This window comes from Streptomyces sp. NPDC003393 (assembly GCF_053589015.1).
The window spans coordinates 98,556-114,465 of record NZ_JBSFRB010000024.1; the positions used below are offsets into that span (position 1 = coordinate 98,556).

General features: G+C 65.4%; 20 protein-coding genes and 1 tRNA gene. 5 read left to right on the forward strand and 16 right to left on the reverse strand.

Annotated elements, in window-relative coordinates:
- Positions 1-195 precede the first annotated feature (195 nt).
- Positions 196-738 carry a response regulator gene (locus tag ACWDUZ_RS22985; protein ID WP_451633653.1) on the reverse strand — a complete coding sequence of 181 codons (543 nt, stop codon included), beginning with the start codon at positions 736-738 and terminating at the stop codon, positions 196-198.
- A 131-nt stretch (positions 739-869) separates the two neighbouring features.
- Here ACWDUZ_RS22985 and ACWDUZ_RS22990 point away from each other — a divergent pair.
- Positions 870-941 (forward strand) — tRNA-Arg (locus ACWDUZ_RS22990).
- A gap of 282 nt (positions 942-1,223) precedes the next feature.
- On the opposite strand, the gene ACWDUZ_RS22995 is transcribed toward ACWDUZ_RS22990, so the two are convergent.
- Entirely contained in the window at positions 1,224-1,925 is a 702-nt protein-coding gene (locus ACWDUZ_RS22995) for a type 1 glutamine amidotransferase domain-containing protein (RefSeq protein WP_451633654.1), read from the reverse strand.
- Positions 1,926-2,398: 473 nt separating this feature from the next.
- Between ACWDUZ_RS22995 and ACWDUZ_RS23000 the strand changes: the two genes are divergently transcribed.
- Positions 2,399-2,869, forward strand: a complete 471-nt coding sequence (locus ACWDUZ_RS23000) for a GNAT family N-acetyltransferase (RefSeq protein WP_451633655.1) — start codon at positions 2,399-2,401, stop codon at positions 2,867-2,869.
- Positions 2,870-2,949: 80 nt separating this feature from the next.
- On the opposite strand, the gene ACWDUZ_RS23005 is transcribed toward ACWDUZ_RS23000, so the two are convergent.
- The 11 genes from ACWDUZ_RS23005 to ACWDUZ_RS23055 all read right to left on the reverse strand — a co-directional run bounded on the left by ACWDUZ_RS23005 (position 2,950) and on the right by ACWDUZ_RS23055 (position 9,858).
- A complete protein-coding gene (locus ACWDUZ_RS23005) occupies positions 2,950-3,333 on the reverse strand; it encodes a DUF6083 domain-containing protein (protein ID WP_451633656.1) in 384 nt (127 codons plus the stop codon).
- Between the two features lie 194 nt (positions 3,334-3,527).
- Positions 3,528-4,901 (reverse strand): tyrosine-type recombinase/integrase, encoded by a 1,374-nt coding sequence (locus ACWDUZ_RS23010; protein WP_451633674.1) that lies wholly within the window; start codon positions 4,899-4,901, stop codon positions 3,528-3,530.
- The gene (locus ACWDUZ_RS23015; protein WP_451633675.1) at positions 4,898-5,071 is read right to left on the reverse strand and encodes a helix-turn-helix transcriptional regulator; all 174 of its coding nucleotides are present in this window, start codon (positions 5,069-5,071) and stop codon (positions 4,898-4,900) included. The genes ACWDUZ_RS23010 and ACWDUZ_RS23015 overlap by 4 nt, the downstream gene beginning before the upstream one ends.
- An 11-nt stretch (positions 5,072-5,082) precedes the next feature.
- Positions 5,083-6,474: a replication initiator protein RepSA gene (gene repSA, locus ACWDUZ_RS23020; RefSeq protein ID WP_451633657.1), complete on the reverse strand. Its 1,392-nt coding sequence runs from the start codon at positions 6,472-6,474 to the stop codon at positions 5,083-5,085.
- A complete protein-coding gene (locus ACWDUZ_RS23025) occupies positions 6,471-6,668 on the reverse strand; it encodes a hypothetical protein (RefSeq protein ID WP_451633658.1) in 198 nt (65 codons plus the stop codon). Before ACWDUZ_RS23025 ends, repSA begins: the two co-directional genes overlap by 4 nt.
- Positions 6,669-6,755: 87 nt before the next feature.
- Positions 6,756-7,064, reverse strand: a complete 309-nt coding sequence (locus ACWDUZ_RS23030; RefSeq protein ID WP_451633659.1) for a SpdD-like protein — start codon at positions 7,062-7,064, stop codon at positions 6,756-6,758.
- Positions 7,065-7,088: 24 nt separating this feature from the next.
- Positions 7,089-7,244, reverse strand: coding sequence for a hypothetical protein (locus ACWDUZ_RS23035; protein ID WP_189908094.1), 156 nt, complete (start codon positions 7,242-7,244; stop codon positions 7,089-7,091).
- A gap of 12 nt (positions 7,245-7,256) precedes the next feature.
- Complete coding sequence (locus tag ACWDUZ_RS23040; protein WP_451633660.1) at positions 7,257-7,448, reverse strand: mobile element transfer protein; 192 nt, start codon at positions 7,446-7,448, stop codon at positions 7,257-7,259.
- 15 nt (positions 7,449-7,463) lie between these two features.
- Entirely contained in the window at positions 7,464-8,123 is a 660-nt protein-coding gene (locus ACWDUZ_RS23045) for a DUF2637 domain-containing protein (RefSeq protein ID WP_451633661.1), read from the reverse strand.
- Positions 8,124-8,145: 22 nt separating this feature from the next.
- Positions 8,146-9,498, reverse strand: a complete 1,353-nt coding sequence (locus ACWDUZ_RS23050; RefSeq protein ID WP_451633662.1) for an FtsK/SpoIIIE domain-containing protein — start codon at positions 9,496-9,498, stop codon at positions 8,146-8,148.
- Positions 9,499-9,501: 3 nt separating this feature from the next.
- On the reverse strand, positions 9,502-9,858 hold the full coding sequence (locus ACWDUZ_RS23055) for an SCO3933 family regulatory protein (protein ID WP_451633663.1): 357 nt from the start codon (positions 9,856-9,858) through the stop codon (positions 9,502-9,504).
- A 161-nt stretch (positions 9,859-10,019) separates the two neighbouring features.
- Between ACWDUZ_RS23055 and ACWDUZ_RS23060 the strand changes: the two genes are divergently transcribed.
- Together ACWDUZ_RS23060 and ACWDUZ_RS23065 are read left to right on the forward strand one after the other, a co-directional pair.
- Positions 10,020-10,751, forward strand: coding sequence for an XRE family transcriptional regulator (locus tag ACWDUZ_RS23060; protein WP_451633664.1), 732 nt, complete (start codon positions 10,020-10,022; stop codon positions 10,749-10,751).
- 91 nt (positions 10,752-10,842) lie between these two features.
- Positions 10,843-11,313 carry an NUDIX hydrolase gene (locus ACWDUZ_RS23065; protein ID WP_451633665.1) on the forward strand — a complete coding sequence of 157 codons (471 nt, stop codon included), beginning with the start codon at positions 10,843-10,845 and terminating at the stop codon, positions 11,311-11,313.
- Here ACWDUZ_RS23065 and ACWDUZ_RS23070 read toward each other — a convergent pair.
- Positions 11,301-11,861 carry an HD domain-containing protein gene (locus ACWDUZ_RS23070; RefSeq protein ID WP_451633676.1) on the reverse strand — a complete coding sequence of 187 codons (561 nt, stop codon included), beginning with the start codon at positions 11,859-11,861 and terminating at the stop codon, positions 11,301-11,303. The two genes, ACWDUZ_RS23065 and ACWDUZ_RS23070, sit on opposite strands and share 13 nt — an antisense overlap.
- Positions 11,862-12,961: 1,100 nt before the next feature.
- Between ACWDUZ_RS23070 and ACWDUZ_RS23075 the strand changes: the two genes are divergently transcribed.
- Entirely contained in the window at positions 12,962-14,065 is a 1,104-nt protein-coding gene (locus ACWDUZ_RS23075) for a hypothetical protein (RefSeq protein WP_451633666.1), read from the forward strand.
- A gap of 65 nt (positions 14,066-14,130) precedes the next feature.
- On the opposite strand, the gene ACWDUZ_RS23080 is transcribed toward ACWDUZ_RS23075, so the two are convergent.
- Together ACWDUZ_RS23080 and ACWDUZ_RS23085 are read right to left on the reverse strand one after the other, a co-directional pair.
- The gene (locus ACWDUZ_RS23080; RefSeq protein ID WP_451633667.1) at positions 14,131-15,351 is read right to left on the reverse strand and encodes a hypothetical protein; all 1,221 of its coding nucleotides are present in this window, start codon (positions 15,349-15,351) and stop codon (positions 14,131-14,133) included.
- A partial coding sequence (locus tag ACWDUZ_RS23085) for a DUF4365 domain-containing protein (RefSeq protein WP_451633668.1) occupies positions 15,348-15,910 on the reverse strand: 563 nt, incomplete at its 5' end. The genes ACWDUZ_RS23085 and ACWDUZ_RS23080, both read right to left, overlap by 4 nt.

A 15,910-nucleotide genomic window follows, 5' to 3' on the forward strand; every position in this document is an offset into this window, starting at 1 on the left:
GGGTGGGTAGGCGAACCGGTTTCGCAGGGATATCGGCATGTGGACGCCGGTGAACCGAACCGGTACGGGACACGGGAGATCCCACCCGTACAGATCACCGACCGTCGTGACCATACGGAACAAGGGCGATCGCGCCCGTACAGATCACCGATCACCGACCGTCGTGACGGTGCGGATCACCGACGGCGGCCGATCTCACCCATTGCCTCTGCCGTACCCGGCCCACTCGCCCCCGGAAGACCCACCGGGCCCACAACGACCACTTGCCCCATTGCCACCGCATGGCCCGATGGACCCGACACCGGCCTTCCGCCCCTCGACCAACCCCTGCACCAGCCGGACGAGTTCCGACGGCTCGAAGGGCTTGGCGAGGAAGGCGTCGACGCCGACACTGAGCCCGGCCTCGACCTCGTGCCGCGTACAGGCACTGACGATGGCGAGCGGAAGGTGACGTGTACGGGGATCGGCACGCAGCCGAGCCGCGGTCGTGAGCCCGTCGAGCCGAGGCATGACGACATCGAGGGTGACGACATCGGGCCGCACCTGGTGCACCACATCCAGACACTCGGCACCGTCGGCCGCGGTCACTACCTCGAGACCCTCGAGCTCAAGGTTGACCCTGATCAGCTGCCGGATGACCTTGTTGTCGTCCACAACAAGCACCCGGCCGGAAGCCCCTGGCACACCTCGAGCGTAGGTCCAGACCGGCCACCGCGTCCGGGTTTTCCCCACTTCCACCCCCTCCGAGGGACACAACCCCAATGGAGTGGACACCCTCCCCACCCGACCCCCCGGAAAACGTTCATGACCACCCCACCAGAGCTGGTAATGTTCTACCCGTCGCCGGGCGCACACACCGCGCCCGACCCGCCCCCGTAGCTCAGGGGATAGAGCAACGGCCTCCGGAGCCGTGTGCGCAGGTTCGAATCCTGCCGGGGGCACCTCGAAGAAGGTGCCAAAAGACCCCGCCACCAGCGAAAACGCTGAGTGCGGGGTCTTCTTGTATGTGCAGGCGTACGCAGCGTTGAGCGGCCCTAGGACGGGGTCTGTGGACTATTCGTGGACAGGATCTTGGAGCGTTGGCCCAGGTCAGCCCCGGCAAACGGGAGACCCCGGACGGCCCCGAGGGTTGAGCGCCGCGGCGGCCCATTCGGGATCAACCGCTGAAGAAGGAAGCCGCTCGCCGGCCAGCTCGGCAGTCCGACGGCGCCGCTGCGGAGTGCTCAGGCCGCGCTCAACTGCCTCAGAACCGCCTGTGCCACTCCCCTGGCACTACCGGGGTTCTGGCCCGTGATCAGCCGCCCGTCCTCGACCACATACGACTCAAACGGCTTGTCGGCCGTGCTGTAGTCGGCGCCCAGCTCCTTCAGCCGCTCCTGCAGGTTGTAGGGGACGGCGTCTGCTCGGTTCGCCAACTCCTCTTCGGGCCATGAGAAGCCCGTGACCTTCTTCCCCTTCACCAAAGGGTCGCCGTTGCTCAGAGTCACGTTCAGCAGGCCAGTCCCTCCATGGCAGACCGTCGACACGACGCGCCCCGATTCGTAGAACCGAGCCATCAAGTCTTCCAGTTCAGGGGTCTGCGGAAAATCGAACATCACTCCGTGACCACCCGTGAGGTAGATCGCGTCGTAGTCGTCGAGATTTACGTTGGAGATCTTCCTTGTGTCTTCCAGGAGATCCATGAACTTTCGATCCCTGTATCGCTTGTCGGTGTCGAGTTCTGCCAGAACCTCATGGGAAAGACTCTCCGGATCCAGCGGGATCGCCCCGCCCTGAGGGCTGGCGATGTCCATGGTGTAGCCACCTTCCGCAGCCACATCCCAGAAGTGAGTCAGCTCGCCCAGCCACAGTCCCGTGCGCATGCCGACCTTTTCGTACTCGCCGGTGTTGGTGACGATGACCAGGATCTTCTTCGTCGCAGCCATGATCTCTTCTCTCGCTCCAGACGTGCGTCCGCGTGCCGAACGACGCCCTGACTCGTAAAAAGCGAGGTCTCCGACCTTCGTTCCGCGGTCAGAGCGAGGCCGCTCACCGCGCCCTTCCCCTCGTTCACCGGGTGGACGTCTGAGAGATCCCGAAACAACCGTAGACCAGCGTGTTCACCACCTCGGTCGGCAGATCGCAACCCTCCGGGCCCGGAAGGACAAAAGCCTGGTTACGAAGCGCCTTCCTGAGCTGGTCATCGGACGACCGCCTGGGCGATCACCTCCGCCAGGAGCTGCCTTGGACGCGCTCACAGCCCGGCGTGCCAGTCCCGCTCCGGATCGCCTGTGTCGAATACGCTGCCAAGACGTCGACCTAGAGGCCTCGACAACGCGGATGCGCGGGGATGCTGCCCGGTAGCGGCTCTTCACGTAGGCCGGGACGGCGCAGCTGCCGGATGCGGAAGGGGTGTGGCATGAGATCCCCGAGCGTGCACCTACGGGAGATCACCGACGACGACCGGGATGCCGTCCGTGCCCTTCGCGTCCGACGTGACCAGAAGCAGTTCGTCGCCTCCGTGTCCCACTCCCTCAAGGAGGCGGCGAAGAAACCGGAGGCCAATCCCTGGTACCGCGCCGTGTACCGCGGCGATGAGCCAGTCGGCTTCGTGATGCTGTCGTGGAAACCGCCAGCCGGTCCTTACAAAGGGCGCCACTTCCTCTGGCGCCTCCTCGTCGACAAGCGGTACCAGGGGCGAGGGATCGGCCGAGAGGCGCTCACGCAGGTCGCCACCCTGGTGCGCGCGGACGGCGCCACAGAGCTGCTGACCAGCTACGAGCCCGGCGACGGCGAACCGTGGCCCTTCTACCAGAAGTTCGGATTCGAGCCCACCGGGGAGATCGACGACGGCGAGATCGTTCTGCGACTCACCTTCCCCACTCAGTGAACTGTTACGGAAGCACGGACGGTTTTGGTAGGTACCTGAAAGTCGATGCCCGCCGGCTGCATGCCCGCCCCGAGTCACTGTTACCCCGCATCCAGCCATTCCTCCGGAAGCTCTGGCGGCTCCGGGTCCGCCAGCCGCTCCGCTCGCCGCGCATTCTCGTCGCGCAGTGCCGTCAGCCACGGCCAGAGATCGGGCAGCGGTTGTTCCGAGCACGCCAGCCGGTGTTCGACACGGCACCGCTGGAACGGATCCGGCGGACACACGCCGTAGACGGTCACCCGGCCATCGGACAACTCGATCCACCGATGCTCGGCCGGCACCGTGTGGGCGAGCGGGGCCATGTCCGGCTCCAGCAGCACCCAATCCTGCTCAAGCGTCAATGCCCGGTCCCCCAACAGCCCGCAGTACGGGCACCGGGACCGCCCACCACCAAGCGGACGCGACCATTCCTCAGAAGCCCCCATACTGTGAGGGTCGACAGCCCAGCCGCGAATGCGTAGACCGCGAATCAGACGGGACTCCTGGGAAAATCACCTATCGCTGAAACAGAACACGACGCGGCAGGTGCACCCGGCAACAACCGACTGCCGGAATGCGGCCGAGACACGACGAAGCCCCCGGCCCGTGTGGGCTGGGGGCTGGCGCCGTTTGAACGCGATCACTCGTACTCGCGCAACAGCTCTTCGATCTTGCGGTTGGCGATCTCCTGCCGCCCATCGATGCACTTGGCGTAGCGGCTCAGTAGGACCTCAACACTGTTCCCGGCCCGTTCGGCGACCTCAGTCGGGTCGACTCCGGAGTTGAGCCAGGTCGACAACGCCGAGTGTCGAAGGTCGTACGGCCGAGAAGCGAGCGGAGAGGCAACCGCGGCCGGCGGGAGCGCCAACGCCCGAGCCTCCTGCCACACACGGTAGTACGTCGAGGAGCCGACCACTCCCCCACGCTCATTGGTGAACAATCGCCCGTCCTCGGCAGTCCCGAACATGTCGAGGTGCTGCCGAAGGATGGCGACGAGCTGAGGCGGGATCGGCACGATCCGGACCTCTTCGGCCGGCCGATTCTTGAGACCTCGGTCATCGTGGGTCTCGCCGGAATCCGTCCACTGCTTGCCCACACTGGGGCGCGTCCGATTCAACAGGGCTGTCCCCCAGCCGGTCTCTGGCAGTTTCAGGTCTGCCTTCGTGAGGCCGACAGCCTCAGCCGGGCGGAAGGCTCCGTAGTACATGCAGGCGAACAGGCCGACAAGTCGACGACCACGCGCACGACGGTACCCGCCGACGTACGAGACAGCAGCAAGCAGCGAACGCGCCTGCTCGGGGTTGGCCACTACTCGGGGATCAACCTCCCCGGCCACCTTCGGTTTCTTCCAGCGGATACCCGTGATCGGATTCTCTTTGAACTCTCCGAGATCTACCGCGTAGTGCATTGCATTGACGAGCGTCCGTCGCTTGCGCCGTACGGTCTCCGCTGCTGCCGCCGTTCCGTCAAGCTTCAGCTTGAGGGAGTCCAGCACAGCCCTACCGATCGCAGGGTCACCGAGGTCAGAGAGAGGGCGCGACGCCTTGGCGACCCAGTGCAACGTGTTGGCAACCTCGGTCGGTAACTCGCGACCCTCCGGGCCCGGAAGGACGAAAGCCCAGTTACGAAGCGCTTTCCTGAGCTCGTCATCGGACGGACGCCCCGGGCGATCGTCGAGGAGAGCTACCGTCACGGCGGTCAACGACTCGTTGATCCCGCTGCGCGTGTTCGGTGCCGCGTGTGGCCACTTCATCGCCAGGTAGTCCAGCGCGAAGGCATACCAGGTCTTCGAAGGTGACTTTTCGACCAGTGAGTCAGGCAGCCCTGTCACCGTGTCGAACTCTTCGCCCTCACGGGTGGCAAGGAGAAGCTTGGAACGGAAGTGGTCCGCGAGGCCCTTGGTCCGGAACTGCTCGGAGAACACGCTGCCGGCGACAGTCCATCGGACGTCATAAGACGGCTTCTTGGTGTTCCGCTTCCGAACACCCCAGACCTTCACATCAAGAGACCTCATGTCGCCGCCGATTCTCGGGCGTTCAGCCATGCATTGAAGTCACTGCGCCAGACACGCAGCTCACCATTGGGCAACTTGAACGCCTGGGGCGCCTCCCCCAACTCTCGCCAGCGATAGAAGGTCCGGCGTGAGATGCCCTTGAGTTCGGCGCAGACCTCTCGAACGGTCATCAGCTCGTCTTTCACGTCAGTTCTCCTTCCTGTGCGAGTTCGTCTCGTAGGGCTTCGCGGGCGGTTTCGCGGTTGAGTTGTAGGTCGCGGGCGATGGTGGCGGCGAGGGCGGACTCGCCGGGGGTGTGGCCGTGTCCGGCGAACTGCCAGTCCGCGAGGACCAGGACGGAATCCGGCTCGAAGTCATCGAGGCCGAGTGCGTCACGCTCTTGGGCGGCGCGGTAGTCGGCGCGGGCCTGGCGGAGCTCGCCGAGGGTGGTGGAGTAGCGGCGGGATTTCGAGGAGAAGTGGCCGCGGAAGCCGAGCATGTGAGCCCAGGCCCAGAGGCGTCGGTCGGGGTACAGCTCATCGAGGTCGCGGCACGCTCGGATCAGGCGGCGGGCGTGGTCGGGGACGCCGTGGCGGTCGAGTTCGGCAAGTTCGCCGATGCGGCGGTCGAGGGTGCCGGTGTTCTCGGCGGCCTTGGTGGCGTACTTGGCGACGTAGGAGGCCACCGCCTGTTCAGTGATGTCCGAGCCGTCGCCGAAGGCCTTGACGGGGCGGATGTCGAGCTGTCGGCCCCACTTGAAGGTGCGTGCGGGTTGGTCCCCGGCGGCGGGCACGCTCACGCTGCTGTAGTGGTGCGCGGCAGCCGCACGGATCGAGTCTTCAAGGAGGGCGACCGTCGCCCAAGGCGCCGGCGGGGAGTCGGGGCCGTCGGGTCCGTCGAGGCGGATCACGGCGTGGAAGTGGACGGCGCCGCGCTTCTGGAACTCGGCCACCTTGCCGTAAGAGACCCGACAGACCTCCTTCAGTTCGCGCTGAGTCAGTCCGGCACGGGCGGCGATCTCGCGGCGAAGCCGGTTGATGAAGCGATGCCAGAGCTCCCCGGCGTGATTGTTGAAGAGCACCGTGCCTGCATAGTCGTACGTGACCGGGTCCAGGGCCGTGCCGAGGGCGGGGTCGTCCTCGGGGTGGCGGGTGCCGCAGTGGCAGGAGCCGCGGTCGGGCCGGTTGTGGACCGGGCCGAAGGAGGGGGCGGTGAAGGTGGCGAAGACGCGGGGGTGATCGCGGACCGTGGCCGGGATGTCGCGCCGGTCATCTCCGGCGAGGCCCGCGCGGATCAGGTGGTAGGTGTCGCCCGCGTAGGTCCAGGCGCAGGCCGGGCAGCGGGAGGCGCGGCGGTTGCCACAGGCGACGCGGAGGCGTCCGCCCGGCTCGTTCTCGGTGGAGTAGTGGTGCAGGGTCTCGCCGGTGGTCTTGTCCTTGTGGAGGACCCATCCGGTCAGGTGGATGGGGTCGGCGCAGCCGCCGGTGCGGCGGATCTGGTCTTGCCAGCGGTCGAAGCCCGGAGACCCGGCCACCCTGAGAAGGTCCCCCAGGGTGATCGGGTCCAGGCCCGCGAAGGTCGCGGTGTCAGTCACGCGCGGCCCCCGACGAGCTGGGCGGCGCGGGCGGGCATAGTTCCGGTGCCGTGGCATGCCGGGCAGTCGAGGGCGATCGTGTGCAGGTGGCCACGGCCGTCGCGGCCGCCGGAGGATACGGCAGCAGTGGCGAAGCCGTCGCAGTTCGGGCAGATCCGTGCCGTGGTGCTGGGAACCGGGGTGGAGCCGGTCATGATGGGTGTTCCTTCCGGTTGAGAGATCGGACAGGGACGGCGCCCGGGCGGCGGATGCTTGGCGGTGTCAGGCCGCCCGGGGGCCGGTCAGCGCCGCTTCGCCTCGGAGGCGAGCAGGGAACGCAGGACGACGGCGACCACGGCGACCGAGACGCCCGTGATGGCGACGGCCAGGAGCATGGAGACCAGGACGGCACCGACGACCAGGACCACGGCAGTGCCGCCGCCGACGAGAGCCAGTGCGGTGCCAGGGGTGAGCTGGATGGTCGGCCGGTACGGTGCCGGGACGGGCGGCGGGGTGTGCGCAGCCGGGGTGACCGTGGTCGGCGCGATGACGGCGGGCGGGGTGATGTGGCCGGTCGGGGTCGGCATGGTCGGGATCTTCGGGCGGAGCATGGCTGTTCTCCCTTCCGAGCTGGGTTACTTGATGAGGCTGTTGATCGCTGGGGCCAGGACGCTGTCGGCGAGGAGGAAGCCGCCGAGCAGGAGGACGGCGATGAGCCAGGCGGGCGGGCGGATGAGCTTGACGCCGAGGTAGCCGACGACGAGCAGCGCGAGCCAGAGCGGGACCTGCATGGCGGTGGACTCCTAGCGGACCTTGCAGCGGTGGGTGCGGGCGGCGAGCTGGGCGGCGGTCTGGCTGGTGTAGTCGGCGGACCAGCCGCAGTCGTCGTTGGTGCACACGGCGGCGTGCTTGGTCTGGCCGTGGCGGTCGCGGTGGGTGCCGATCTGCACCGGGCCGATCCGCATCACGGAGTGGAAGAAGTCACGAGCGGGCATGGCCTTGCCTCCTTGTCAGGCGAGTTGGGCGGCGATGGCGTCGGCGAGGTGGGGCGGGACGCCGAGGCGGGCGCGCAGGGTGTCGGTGTCGATGCGGTTGCCGGTACGGGCCTGATGGTCGGCGGCGACCTTGCGGGCGTGGGCGACCAGCGCGGCCGGGACCGGCACAGGCGGAGCAGGCGCGGGTTCCGGGTCGGCGGCGGGTAGTTCGGGGGTGGGCTCCGGCTCCGGCTCCAGGGCGGGCGCAGGTTCGGGAGCCTGTTCGGGGGCCGGGGTCGGGGGTGCCGGCGGAACCGGCACCCGTTCGGCGTCCGGGGTGGGTGAGTGGGCGAGGAGGGTGCCGCCGAGGAAGGCCAGCGCGGGCCATCCGGCGACGCCGAGTCGGAGCAGGCCGGGCGGGTCGGCCAGGTCGAGGAATCCGGCGGTGGCGATGTTCGCGCCGAGCGAGGCGACCAGAGCCACCAGGAACCAGCACCAGGCCAGCCGGGACGGGCCATCCGCGCGGAGACGCCTCCAGGCGGCGACCAGGAGCAGGTCGACGCTGACCGGGTAGGCCCACGCCTTCCAGCCGGTCTGTCCGGCAGCGGCGGCCAGGTCGTGCAGGTGGGCGAAGGACAGGGCTCCGGCGATGACGGCCTGGACGAGGACGGCATCCGGGCGGATCGAGCGGGGCATGGTGTCGCCTCCTTCCCTCAGGTCAGGCAGCGGCCGGGGCCGACTCGACGGCCGGGGCAGGGACCGGCTTCGGGCTGTCGAGGGCTGGTCGGAAGGGCGCCAGGGCGGGCAGGTCCGGGGCCAGGTCGGCATGCCGGTTGCAGATGTTCACTGCCTGCCGGAGCGAGGTGTGCGGGGCGCGGATACGAGCCCAACCGCCGGTGGAATCGCCCGTGATGGCAACGCCGGGAGCGTCGGTCGGGATCTGGATGGCGGCGAGGACGGCGTCCGGGGCGATGTCGCCGAAGGCCATCTTGGCCGAGGATTCGTCGTTGACACGGTGGGCGGTGCGGCCGGTCAGCTGGGCGCGGAGCATGGTGATGCCGTCGCCGAGTTCGGACCCGAAACGCTGTCCGCAGACCTCCAGGTAGATGCCGGCGGCGCGGCCGAGCTGGGCCAGGCGAACCAGGGCCTTGACGATCCGGTCCCGGCGCGGGTCGTTCTTCTTCGTGCTCAGGGCGAGTTCGGCGACCTCGTCGACCAGGACCACGATGGGCACCGGCCGCAGGTCCTCGGGCAGGTCCCAGATGTCGGCGGCTATGTCCGCATCCGGCACGTCAGCAGTGATCCGCTGCTTGGCGCGGATGAGCTGATACACCTCCTCCATGTGGACCACCAGGGCGTCGAGCAGCTCGGCGGCGGTGTCGGGGTTGTCGGCCAGCGCGGAGAACCGGCGGGCCAGCGGAAACAGTTCCACTCCCTGCTTGCAGTCGATCCCGACCAGGGCGACGCGTTGCAGCGCGAGCGCGGCCACGAGGTTGCGCTGATACACGGACTTGCCGGACTCGGTGGCGCCGATGGTCAAGGCGTGCGGCACGGCACGGTAGTCGCGGTAGTGCACGGCACCGTCCTCGCGCAGGGCGACCGGAACCCTCATCGAGCAGGTGTCGACCCGGGCGGGCATCTGCACCCGCTTGAGCACGTCGTAGCCGGTCATGCGCACTTCCACGACTCCAGAGCGCAGCTCACGGGAGGTGACGCCGTACATCGCGAACGAGTGCCGCAGCCGGTCACATGAAGCCGCCACGTCGAAGGCGTCCTGCCCGGCGCGGAGTCCGAGCCGCAGGACCAGTCCGGTCCGGGTCGGTCGCAGCCGCAGGATCCGCGGAGCGCGGGCACCCGGCACGGGCCGGTTGGTGGTCCGGGCGAGGGCTAGCCGCCAGCGGGAGGGCGGGACTGTCAGGCCGCAGGCGTCCATGACGGAGCTGTAGCGGATCAGGACCCGCAGGGCGGCGAGGGTTACGCCGAAGGTCAGCCAGTACCAGGCGGGGCGCCGCCATCGCAGGAGGCCCGCAGCGGCAACGACCAGCACCAGGGCGACGGTCAGCCACGTCATGGCTCAGGCCGCCTTGGACGTCGCGGCGGCGTCGACCAGCGAGGTGACGGCGACCGCGCGGAAGGCGATCCCGTGCCGCTTCTGGCCATTGAACTCGTTCTCCCACGGCCGGGCGATCAGGCCGGTCAGGGCGACCGGGGTGCCCATGGCCAGCTCACCGGAGATGCCGGTCTCCGGGACGGTGATGTTCAGGATCTCGACCTCGCCGTGGAGGGCGAACATCACGTTGACGGTCATCAGCTTTGCGCCGGTCTCGGCGTCCGTAGCGATCTCACCGGTCCGACGGTCACGGACCTTGGGCTCCGGGGCCTGGGCAACCATCACGGTGGCGGAGTTGGTGTCGACAGGGATCTGACGCATGGTCTGTTCTCCTGATCTCGGGAGAGTTGTTGGGCCGACCGTTCGTCGGTGAGATCAGGAGACCGCGGAAGGTGGTGGACGTATCACGGTCCGTATGGACGTTCAGGGACGTCTGAGGTACCGTCAAAACGTCCCCGAGACGTCCTAAAGAAGGGCACGTCATGGCGAACGAGCGTCTGCGCGCGGCAATTTCGGCGAAGGGCGAGACGATCCAGTCGGTAGCGGAACACGTCGGAGTCGACCCCAAGAGCGTGGAACGCTGGATCACGACCAACCGCACACCGCACCGGGGACACCGCTGGAAGGCCGCGAGCTTCCTCGGCGTCGATGAGGTCTACCTCTGGCCCACTGTGGAGAAGCAGGCCGAGACGGCGAGCACGTCTGAGCTGATCACGTATTACCCGCACCGGGGGGCCGTACCGGCGGCGCTGTGGTCATCGCTGATCGAGAAGGCGAAGGACCAGGTAGACGTCCTCGTCTACGCCGGTCTGTTCCTCTTCGACAGCCACCCCGACCTTCCGGACCAGTTGGCGGAGAAGGCCAAGGCCGGGGCGAAAATCCGCGTCCTGCTCGGCGACCCCGACTCGGAGATGGTGCGCCAGCGGGGCGAAGAGGAGGGCATCGGGAGCGACCTGGCCGCACGCGCCCGGATCACGCGCCGCTACCTCGAACCTGCCATGACGACGCCCGGCGTTGAGGTCCGGCTGCACGACACGATCCTCTACAACTCGATCTATCGGTTCGACGACGACGTGTTGGTGAACCCTCACGTGCTAGGAGCGCCCGCAGGGCAGAACCCGGTGCTGCACTTCCGGTACATCCCCGGAGCTCGGACGTTCCGGCACTACATGCGGAGCTTCGACTACGCGTGGGAACACGGTCGACCCGCATAGGGCAGCTCGGGGCCGGGGCTGCGGGCGCCGGCAGAACCGGCACCGGTCCCCAGCCGGTCGAGTCGGCGGCTGGACATGCGAGTCTGGAGGCATGGCCCGAGTCGACTACTTCAACGATCCGAACGCCCCGAAGGCGAACAGCATCGTCCCGTCCGTTACCGCGGTCGCCCTGAACGACGCCGGGGAAGTGCTGCTGATCCACAAGACCGACAACAACCTCTGGGCACTGCCCGGCGGCGGGATCGATGTCGGCGAGTCGGCCCCCGACGCTGCCGTACGCGAGACGAAGGAAGAAACCGGGTTCGACGTCGAGGTGACCGGCCTAGTCGGCATCTACACCAATCCCGGGCACGTCATGGCGTACGACGACGGCGAGGTACGCCAACAGTTCTCGATCTGCTTTCACGCTCGCATCATCGGCGGCGAGCTGCGCACCAGCAGCGAGAGCAAGGAAGTGGCCTTTGTGCACCCCGGTCGGCTGGACGCCCTGAACATCCACCCGTCGATGCGGATGCGGATCGATCATGGCTTGGCCAAACGCACTGAGCCCTACATCGGCTGATCGCTGAGGCGGGCGCGTGTCCGTTCGACGGCAGCGCCGAGGTACGGGCGTGCCTTGGTGATCGCGGTGTGAACCACGCTGCCCGGCTCGTATCGCTCCAAGATTTCGTCCATGCGCGCGTCGAAGTCGAAGGACTGCCCGGCGGGGCCGGTCGTCATGTCCGCGTAGATCAGCGCGTCCAGGACCGGGGAGTCTTCCCGCTCGTATTCGGCCAGCTCGGCGGTCAGCCCGCGTTGTTCGGCCTCATAGATGGCGCCGGAGTGGTGAGCGACCAGTCGAACGAGACGAGCCGGTGCCCCAAGCCTTTCCAGGTGGCGTGCCCCGTCGACGGGGTGGAACCCTGTCTCCCGCAGCTCGGGCGCGTAACCGATGTCGTGCAGCCAGGCAGCGGCAACGAGTAGATCACGGTCCTCCTCGGACACTGCCGCAGATGCTTCACGTGCGCGTTCCGCCACGGCCTGAGTGTGCAGCCAGCGGTTCCCGAGCGGAGGCAAGAGCGACTCGGCCAGTTCGGCCGCGCCTTGAGGCGTGTCCAGATCAGAGGGCATAGACCGCACCGTAGCCCAGACGGGCAGGTAGCCGACAGCCCCGAGCCGGACGATCCGGATCATGCTGCGGACAGATTTTCCCTACGTCATCAAGGCTCGCTTCGCTCGCTCGTCCGGTGGCCGACGGACGCTCATCGATCATCGCCAACCCGACCGCCGCACACTCCGCCCCAGCACATCAAACGGCGTCGCAGGCCCACACACCACCGCCACCACGATCCGGCCTCAGGAAGGGAAAGATGCAACAGTAGTAGGGCCCCAATGCCTCGACGGGGCCACCGCGCACCCCTTTCCACCCGGTTGCCTACTCCAGGTAGGTCGGATCAAGACCCGAGGGCCGCGCCAAGCGCGGCGGCGCCGGTCGGTCGCCGCCGCGCTGCCTCAATGTCTTCGCCACCGGCCGCACGTCGCCGCCCGCCCGTCGCCGCACGCAGCGGCCTCATTCCAACACGGGCACGGGGACGAACGGTGATCCCCAACAGGGCAGGTCAAAGACGCTCTGTGTTACCGCAAGAGGCCGGATCGTGGTGGCGGTGGCATGCGGACCGACGCTGCCAGACGCGCGGACATTCATACGGCCCGCTGATCCCGCACCAGGCCGCCGGACGGACAGCGGGTGCGGCTATGAGAGGGGGAGAACCCCTCTGTGGCTGGGGCGGTCGGCTCCACGGCTTTAGGCAGCCACTTTGGCGCGAGCCTCGAAGATCATGGCCCCAACGTCGTGCTTTACCGGGCAGGTCCACAGACTGCCCGACGCGCCGGAAGCTTACGGGGCCATGATCACTCGCGCCAAAGCAGCTCCAGCCCAAAGCCCCTCCGCCGACCTAGTGGCGCCCAGGGGCATCGACGACACCGCGTGCGTGGGGTACGGCGGACGGCATCCGCGCGTACAGGTGTAGCAGTAACCAACAAGTTCAACAGTTGCGCTCGACGTCAGTACCTTGCCCGTCGCCAGATCTGGAACCACCTTCCCGGGCCTAGCAGCTCCGAGGACTTCGAGGGCACTCGAGTACAAGCACTGATACAAGTGAACTAAGACATGGACGTCGCGCCAGCCGTCATGCTTCGATGTCAGATACATGTGAGAGTCAGGAGAGCAGTTGAAGCAGTCAACCCGAACGCTGAAAAAGAAGGCTATAGCTTCCCTCACAAGTATGGCCGCATCCTTCAACTCAGTGGATAGCGACGGCCGCGCTACGGCCGTTTTGCTACACCTTCAACACTCTTTCGAAATGCTCATAAAGGCAGCTCTGGTGCACAATAACGTGCCGGTTTTCGATAAAAGCCTAGGAAGATCAATCGGATTCGAAAAGTGCCTACAACTCGCACGGCAAGAACCAGTCATCAAACTGACAGATGCGGAGGCAGGAACACTCCGCGCGATTGACGCTCTGCGAGATGACGAACAACACTGGTTCAACATAGTGAGTGAGCAGATGCTCTTCATACACGCTCGGGCCGGTGTGACCCTATTCGACGATCTACTGACGAGGGTCTTCAGCGAGCACCTAGCCGATCATCTTCCTCTGCGAGTACTACCAATCTCTACTGCACCGCCCGCCGGCCTCGACGTGCTCATCGACAAGGAGTTCACCCAGATCTCTGAGTTGCTACGCCCGGGACGTAGGGCGCGCAACGAGGCCCGGGCGAGGATTCGGACCCTACTGGCGATCGAAGGCCACATCTCCGAAGATAGCCTCGTGAGTGAGAAGGATGTGGATCGAGTCGAGAAGGGAATCTCACAGGGCAAGGATAGAGCGTCTGTATTCCCTAATCTTGAGGCAGTCGGCACCGCGTTCTCCGGTGAGGGACCAACCTTGACAGTCAGGTTTGACAAAAAGAGCGGGCCACCCGTCAGGTTCGCTAGCAACGAATCTGATGCCGCTGCAATTCGCGAAGTGGACCTACAGAAAAAATACCATTGGACAGCGACTCAGTTGGCCCGAAGGCTCGAAATTTCTCCGCCGAAATCGCTCGCCTTGCGTCAGCATTTGGGAATAGACTCCGACCCCACATGTTATTACGTCTTTGAAATGGGTTCACAGAAGCATCCACGTTTCTCCGACAATGCCTTGAGGCGAATGCGTGAGTCACTCAAAGACGTGGATATGGAACGGGTGTGGGAAGCTCACAAACCAGTAGGCAAGGCCTCCCCTCCTCGCGTTTGCTCGGTCGAAGGTTGTGCAGTAATTGAGCCAGATTGACTCGCGAGTCAGCAGACCAAGGCCCGCCTCCGGGCATGCCCACAACACATCCCTAGGCGAGTTCCCTACTCTGACACCAGCCGAGGCGAAAAGCGCAACTCGCCTTCTAGATGCCAACCTGCAGGTCCATTGGAGAAGTAACCAGAGGCCGTAACCGATTCATCTTGCTCTCTCGATCGAATAGCTAGGTCGTATTCCTCCTCGCTCACAACGACTCTAATATCAGCGATCTCTGATTGGAACTCTCCTCTAACGACGACGAAGTAAGGGCTACCGAAACTGCGGATTTGCCTATCATCCGTACCGAAGGCGATAACCTTCCCAGTCAGTTCGGCCAAATCATGGGCTGCTGCAATCATCGGCCGGCTTCCATACGAAGCCATACCCGTAGCCAATGAGGCCTCTTCATGCTCTATCAATTGATCCGCATGAGTCAGCTCACTGAGCATATGAATCATTTCAGGATTAAAAGAGATCGACTTTCTGGGAATGTCTGGCGGCAAACCCCTGCGTGCGGCCCAACGGAATGAAAGATCAAAAGTAAACGCTTGAGGAAGACTATTGAAGGCCCGCATAGCGTGAACGAGCGCCACCTCAAAGTGTCCTGCTGACCCCGATTGCTCGCCCCGCGCACCCTCCAGCATTGCTGGAAGCTGCGAAATCCGCTGCAGCCCCTTTGCTAGATTCTCGAATACGCGGCGTCCAAATTGTGAACTGCTATCGCCAGCTCCGTGCGCGACCGAGAGAATCGGGATAACGTAGCTTCCGCGTTCTGTATGTCCAAGTCGAACGCTTTCACTGAGGTATCGATTCACAGTAGCACCCCGCGCGCCGCCACCTCTCAGGGAACGCCACGGATTCGCAGTGTATAGGGCTGAGATCCGCACGAGATTGAAACCGACTTGCATCGCGCTACCAGCAAGAGCAAGGCCAATCGAATTTTGGTTCGCTCCGTCCTCAGTGAGGTGAATAAGGAAAGCGTCCCAAAGTTTCTCTCTCAGGCGTTCCCCCAACTGCTCAGCACTGCACTCGTAATAGTCGGCCAACTCAGTCAGGAACTCGACAAATCGGCGCTGAAAATTGCGCATAGAGATGTCAAGTGGAAGCAGATAGGGGGAGGTTTCCCGCTCCGGATCATTTCGGTGACCCGGTTCCAACCAGTACTCAAGAAAAGCTTCGTGGCGTTCTAGAAGATCCCACCCTTGGGCCTCTAGGTACCCAGAAACCTGCAAGGGATCGAGCGAAGAGGCGAGCTTGTAGAAGACGTCGATTTCTGTTTGACTCATCGCCCACCTCCATCACTCAGCATCTTCATTAAATCTCTGATGTACTCAGCGGTGAATTCATTCTCACGATGGAGAATCACCCGGCCTGACCCCTGACCAGGGGCCAGAGCCGGCCACTCATCGGGATCCGACCAAAGCATGATGCCATCGAGGCGCAGGCCGTCGCCGTCCGCATAGAACTGAGGGACTTGGACCCCCGTGGGAAGAACAAGCACGACGAGGCGCATGGGTACCGGTGCGCCGGGCGCGCGCAGCGTGTCGTACTGATCGGCGGGAAGACTCATCGAGTAGTCGCCGTTGGCCAGCAGGCGAATGGTCTTGTCGCTGCTGCTGCACTTGAGCTGCACATCGAACCGCCAGCGCTTGTACCGGGCTCCGGAGGCCATGACTGTCGTGTCGATGCAGTCGTAGTCGAGGTGCGGGTCGCTGAGGCAGCAGCCGGCAGCGTTTGCGATCAAGGCTAGCCTCGATCTTTCCTGAGGGTCCGCCGACGGAGTCGGTGGACCCTTTCGCTTTCCGGAGCTGACCGTGGGCAGGCCAGCGGCCCGGTTGTCGCATC

Coding starts and splice junctions, on each gene's coding strand:
- ACWDUZ_RS23000 (WP_451633655.1), top strand. CDS start 2,399: ATGAGATCCCCGAGCGTGCACCTACGGGAGATCACCGACGACGACCGG.
- ACWDUZ_RS23050 (WP_451633662.1), bottom strand. CDS start 9,498: ATGACGTGGCTGACCGTCGCCCTGGTGCTGGTCGTTGCCGCTGCGGGC.
- ACWDUZ_RS23005 (WP_451633656.1), bottom strand. CDS start 3,333: ATGGGGGCTTCTGAGGAATGGTCGCGTCCGCTTGGTGGTGGGCGGTCC.
- ACWDUZ_RS23065 (WP_451633665.1), top strand. CDS start 10,843: ATGGCCCGAGTCGACTACTTCAACGATCCGAACGCCCCGAAGGCGAAC.
- ACWDUZ_RS23045 (WP_451633661.1), bottom strand. CDS start 8,123: ATGCCCCGCTCGATCCGCCCGGATGCCGTCCTCGTCCAGGCCGTCATC.
- ACWDUZ_RS23040 (WP_451633660.1), bottom strand. CDS start 7,448: ATGCCCGCTCGTGACTTCTTCCACTCCGTGATGCGGATCGGCCCGGTG.
- ACWDUZ_RS23080 (WP_451633667.1), bottom strand. CDS start 15,351: ATGAGTCAAACAGAAATCGACGTCTTCTACAAGCTCGCCTCTTCGCTC.
- ACWDUZ_RS23030 (WP_451633659.1), bottom strand. CDS start 7,064: ATGCTCCGCCCGAAGATCCCGACCATGCCGACCCCGACCGGCCACATC.
- ACWDUZ_RS23060 (WP_451633664.1), top strand. CDS start 10,020: ATGGCGAACGAGCGTCTGCGCGCGGCAATTTCGGCGAAGGGCGAGACG.
- ACWDUZ_RS23010 (WP_451633674.1), bottom strand. CDS start 4,901: ATGAGGTCTCTTGATGTGAAGGTCTGGGGTGTTCGGAAGCGGAACACC.
- ACWDUZ_RS23015 (WP_451633675.1), bottom strand. CDS start 5,071: ATGACCGTTCGAGAGGTCTGCGCCGAACTCAAGGGCATCTCACGCCGG.
- ACWDUZ_RS23070 (WP_451633676.1), bottom strand. CDS start 11,861: ATGCCCTCTGATCTGGACACGCCTCAAGGCGCGGCCGAACTGGCCGAG.
- ACWDUZ_RS23025 (WP_451633658.1), bottom strand. CDS start 6,668: ATGACCGGCTCCACCCCGGTTCCCAGCACCACGGCACGGATCTGCCCG.
- ACWDUZ_RS23055 (WP_451633663.1), bottom strand. CDS start 9,858: ATGCGTCAGATCCCTGTCGACACCAACTCCGCCACCGTGATGGTTGCC.
- ACWDUZ_RS22995 (WP_451633654.1), bottom strand. CDS start 1,925: ATGGCTGCGACGAAGAAGATCCTGGTCATCGTCACCAACACCGGCGAG.
- ACWDUZ_RS23035 (WP_189908094.1), bottom strand. CDS start 7,244: ATGCAGGTCCCGCTCTGGCTCGCGCTGCTCGTCGTCGGCTACCTCGGC.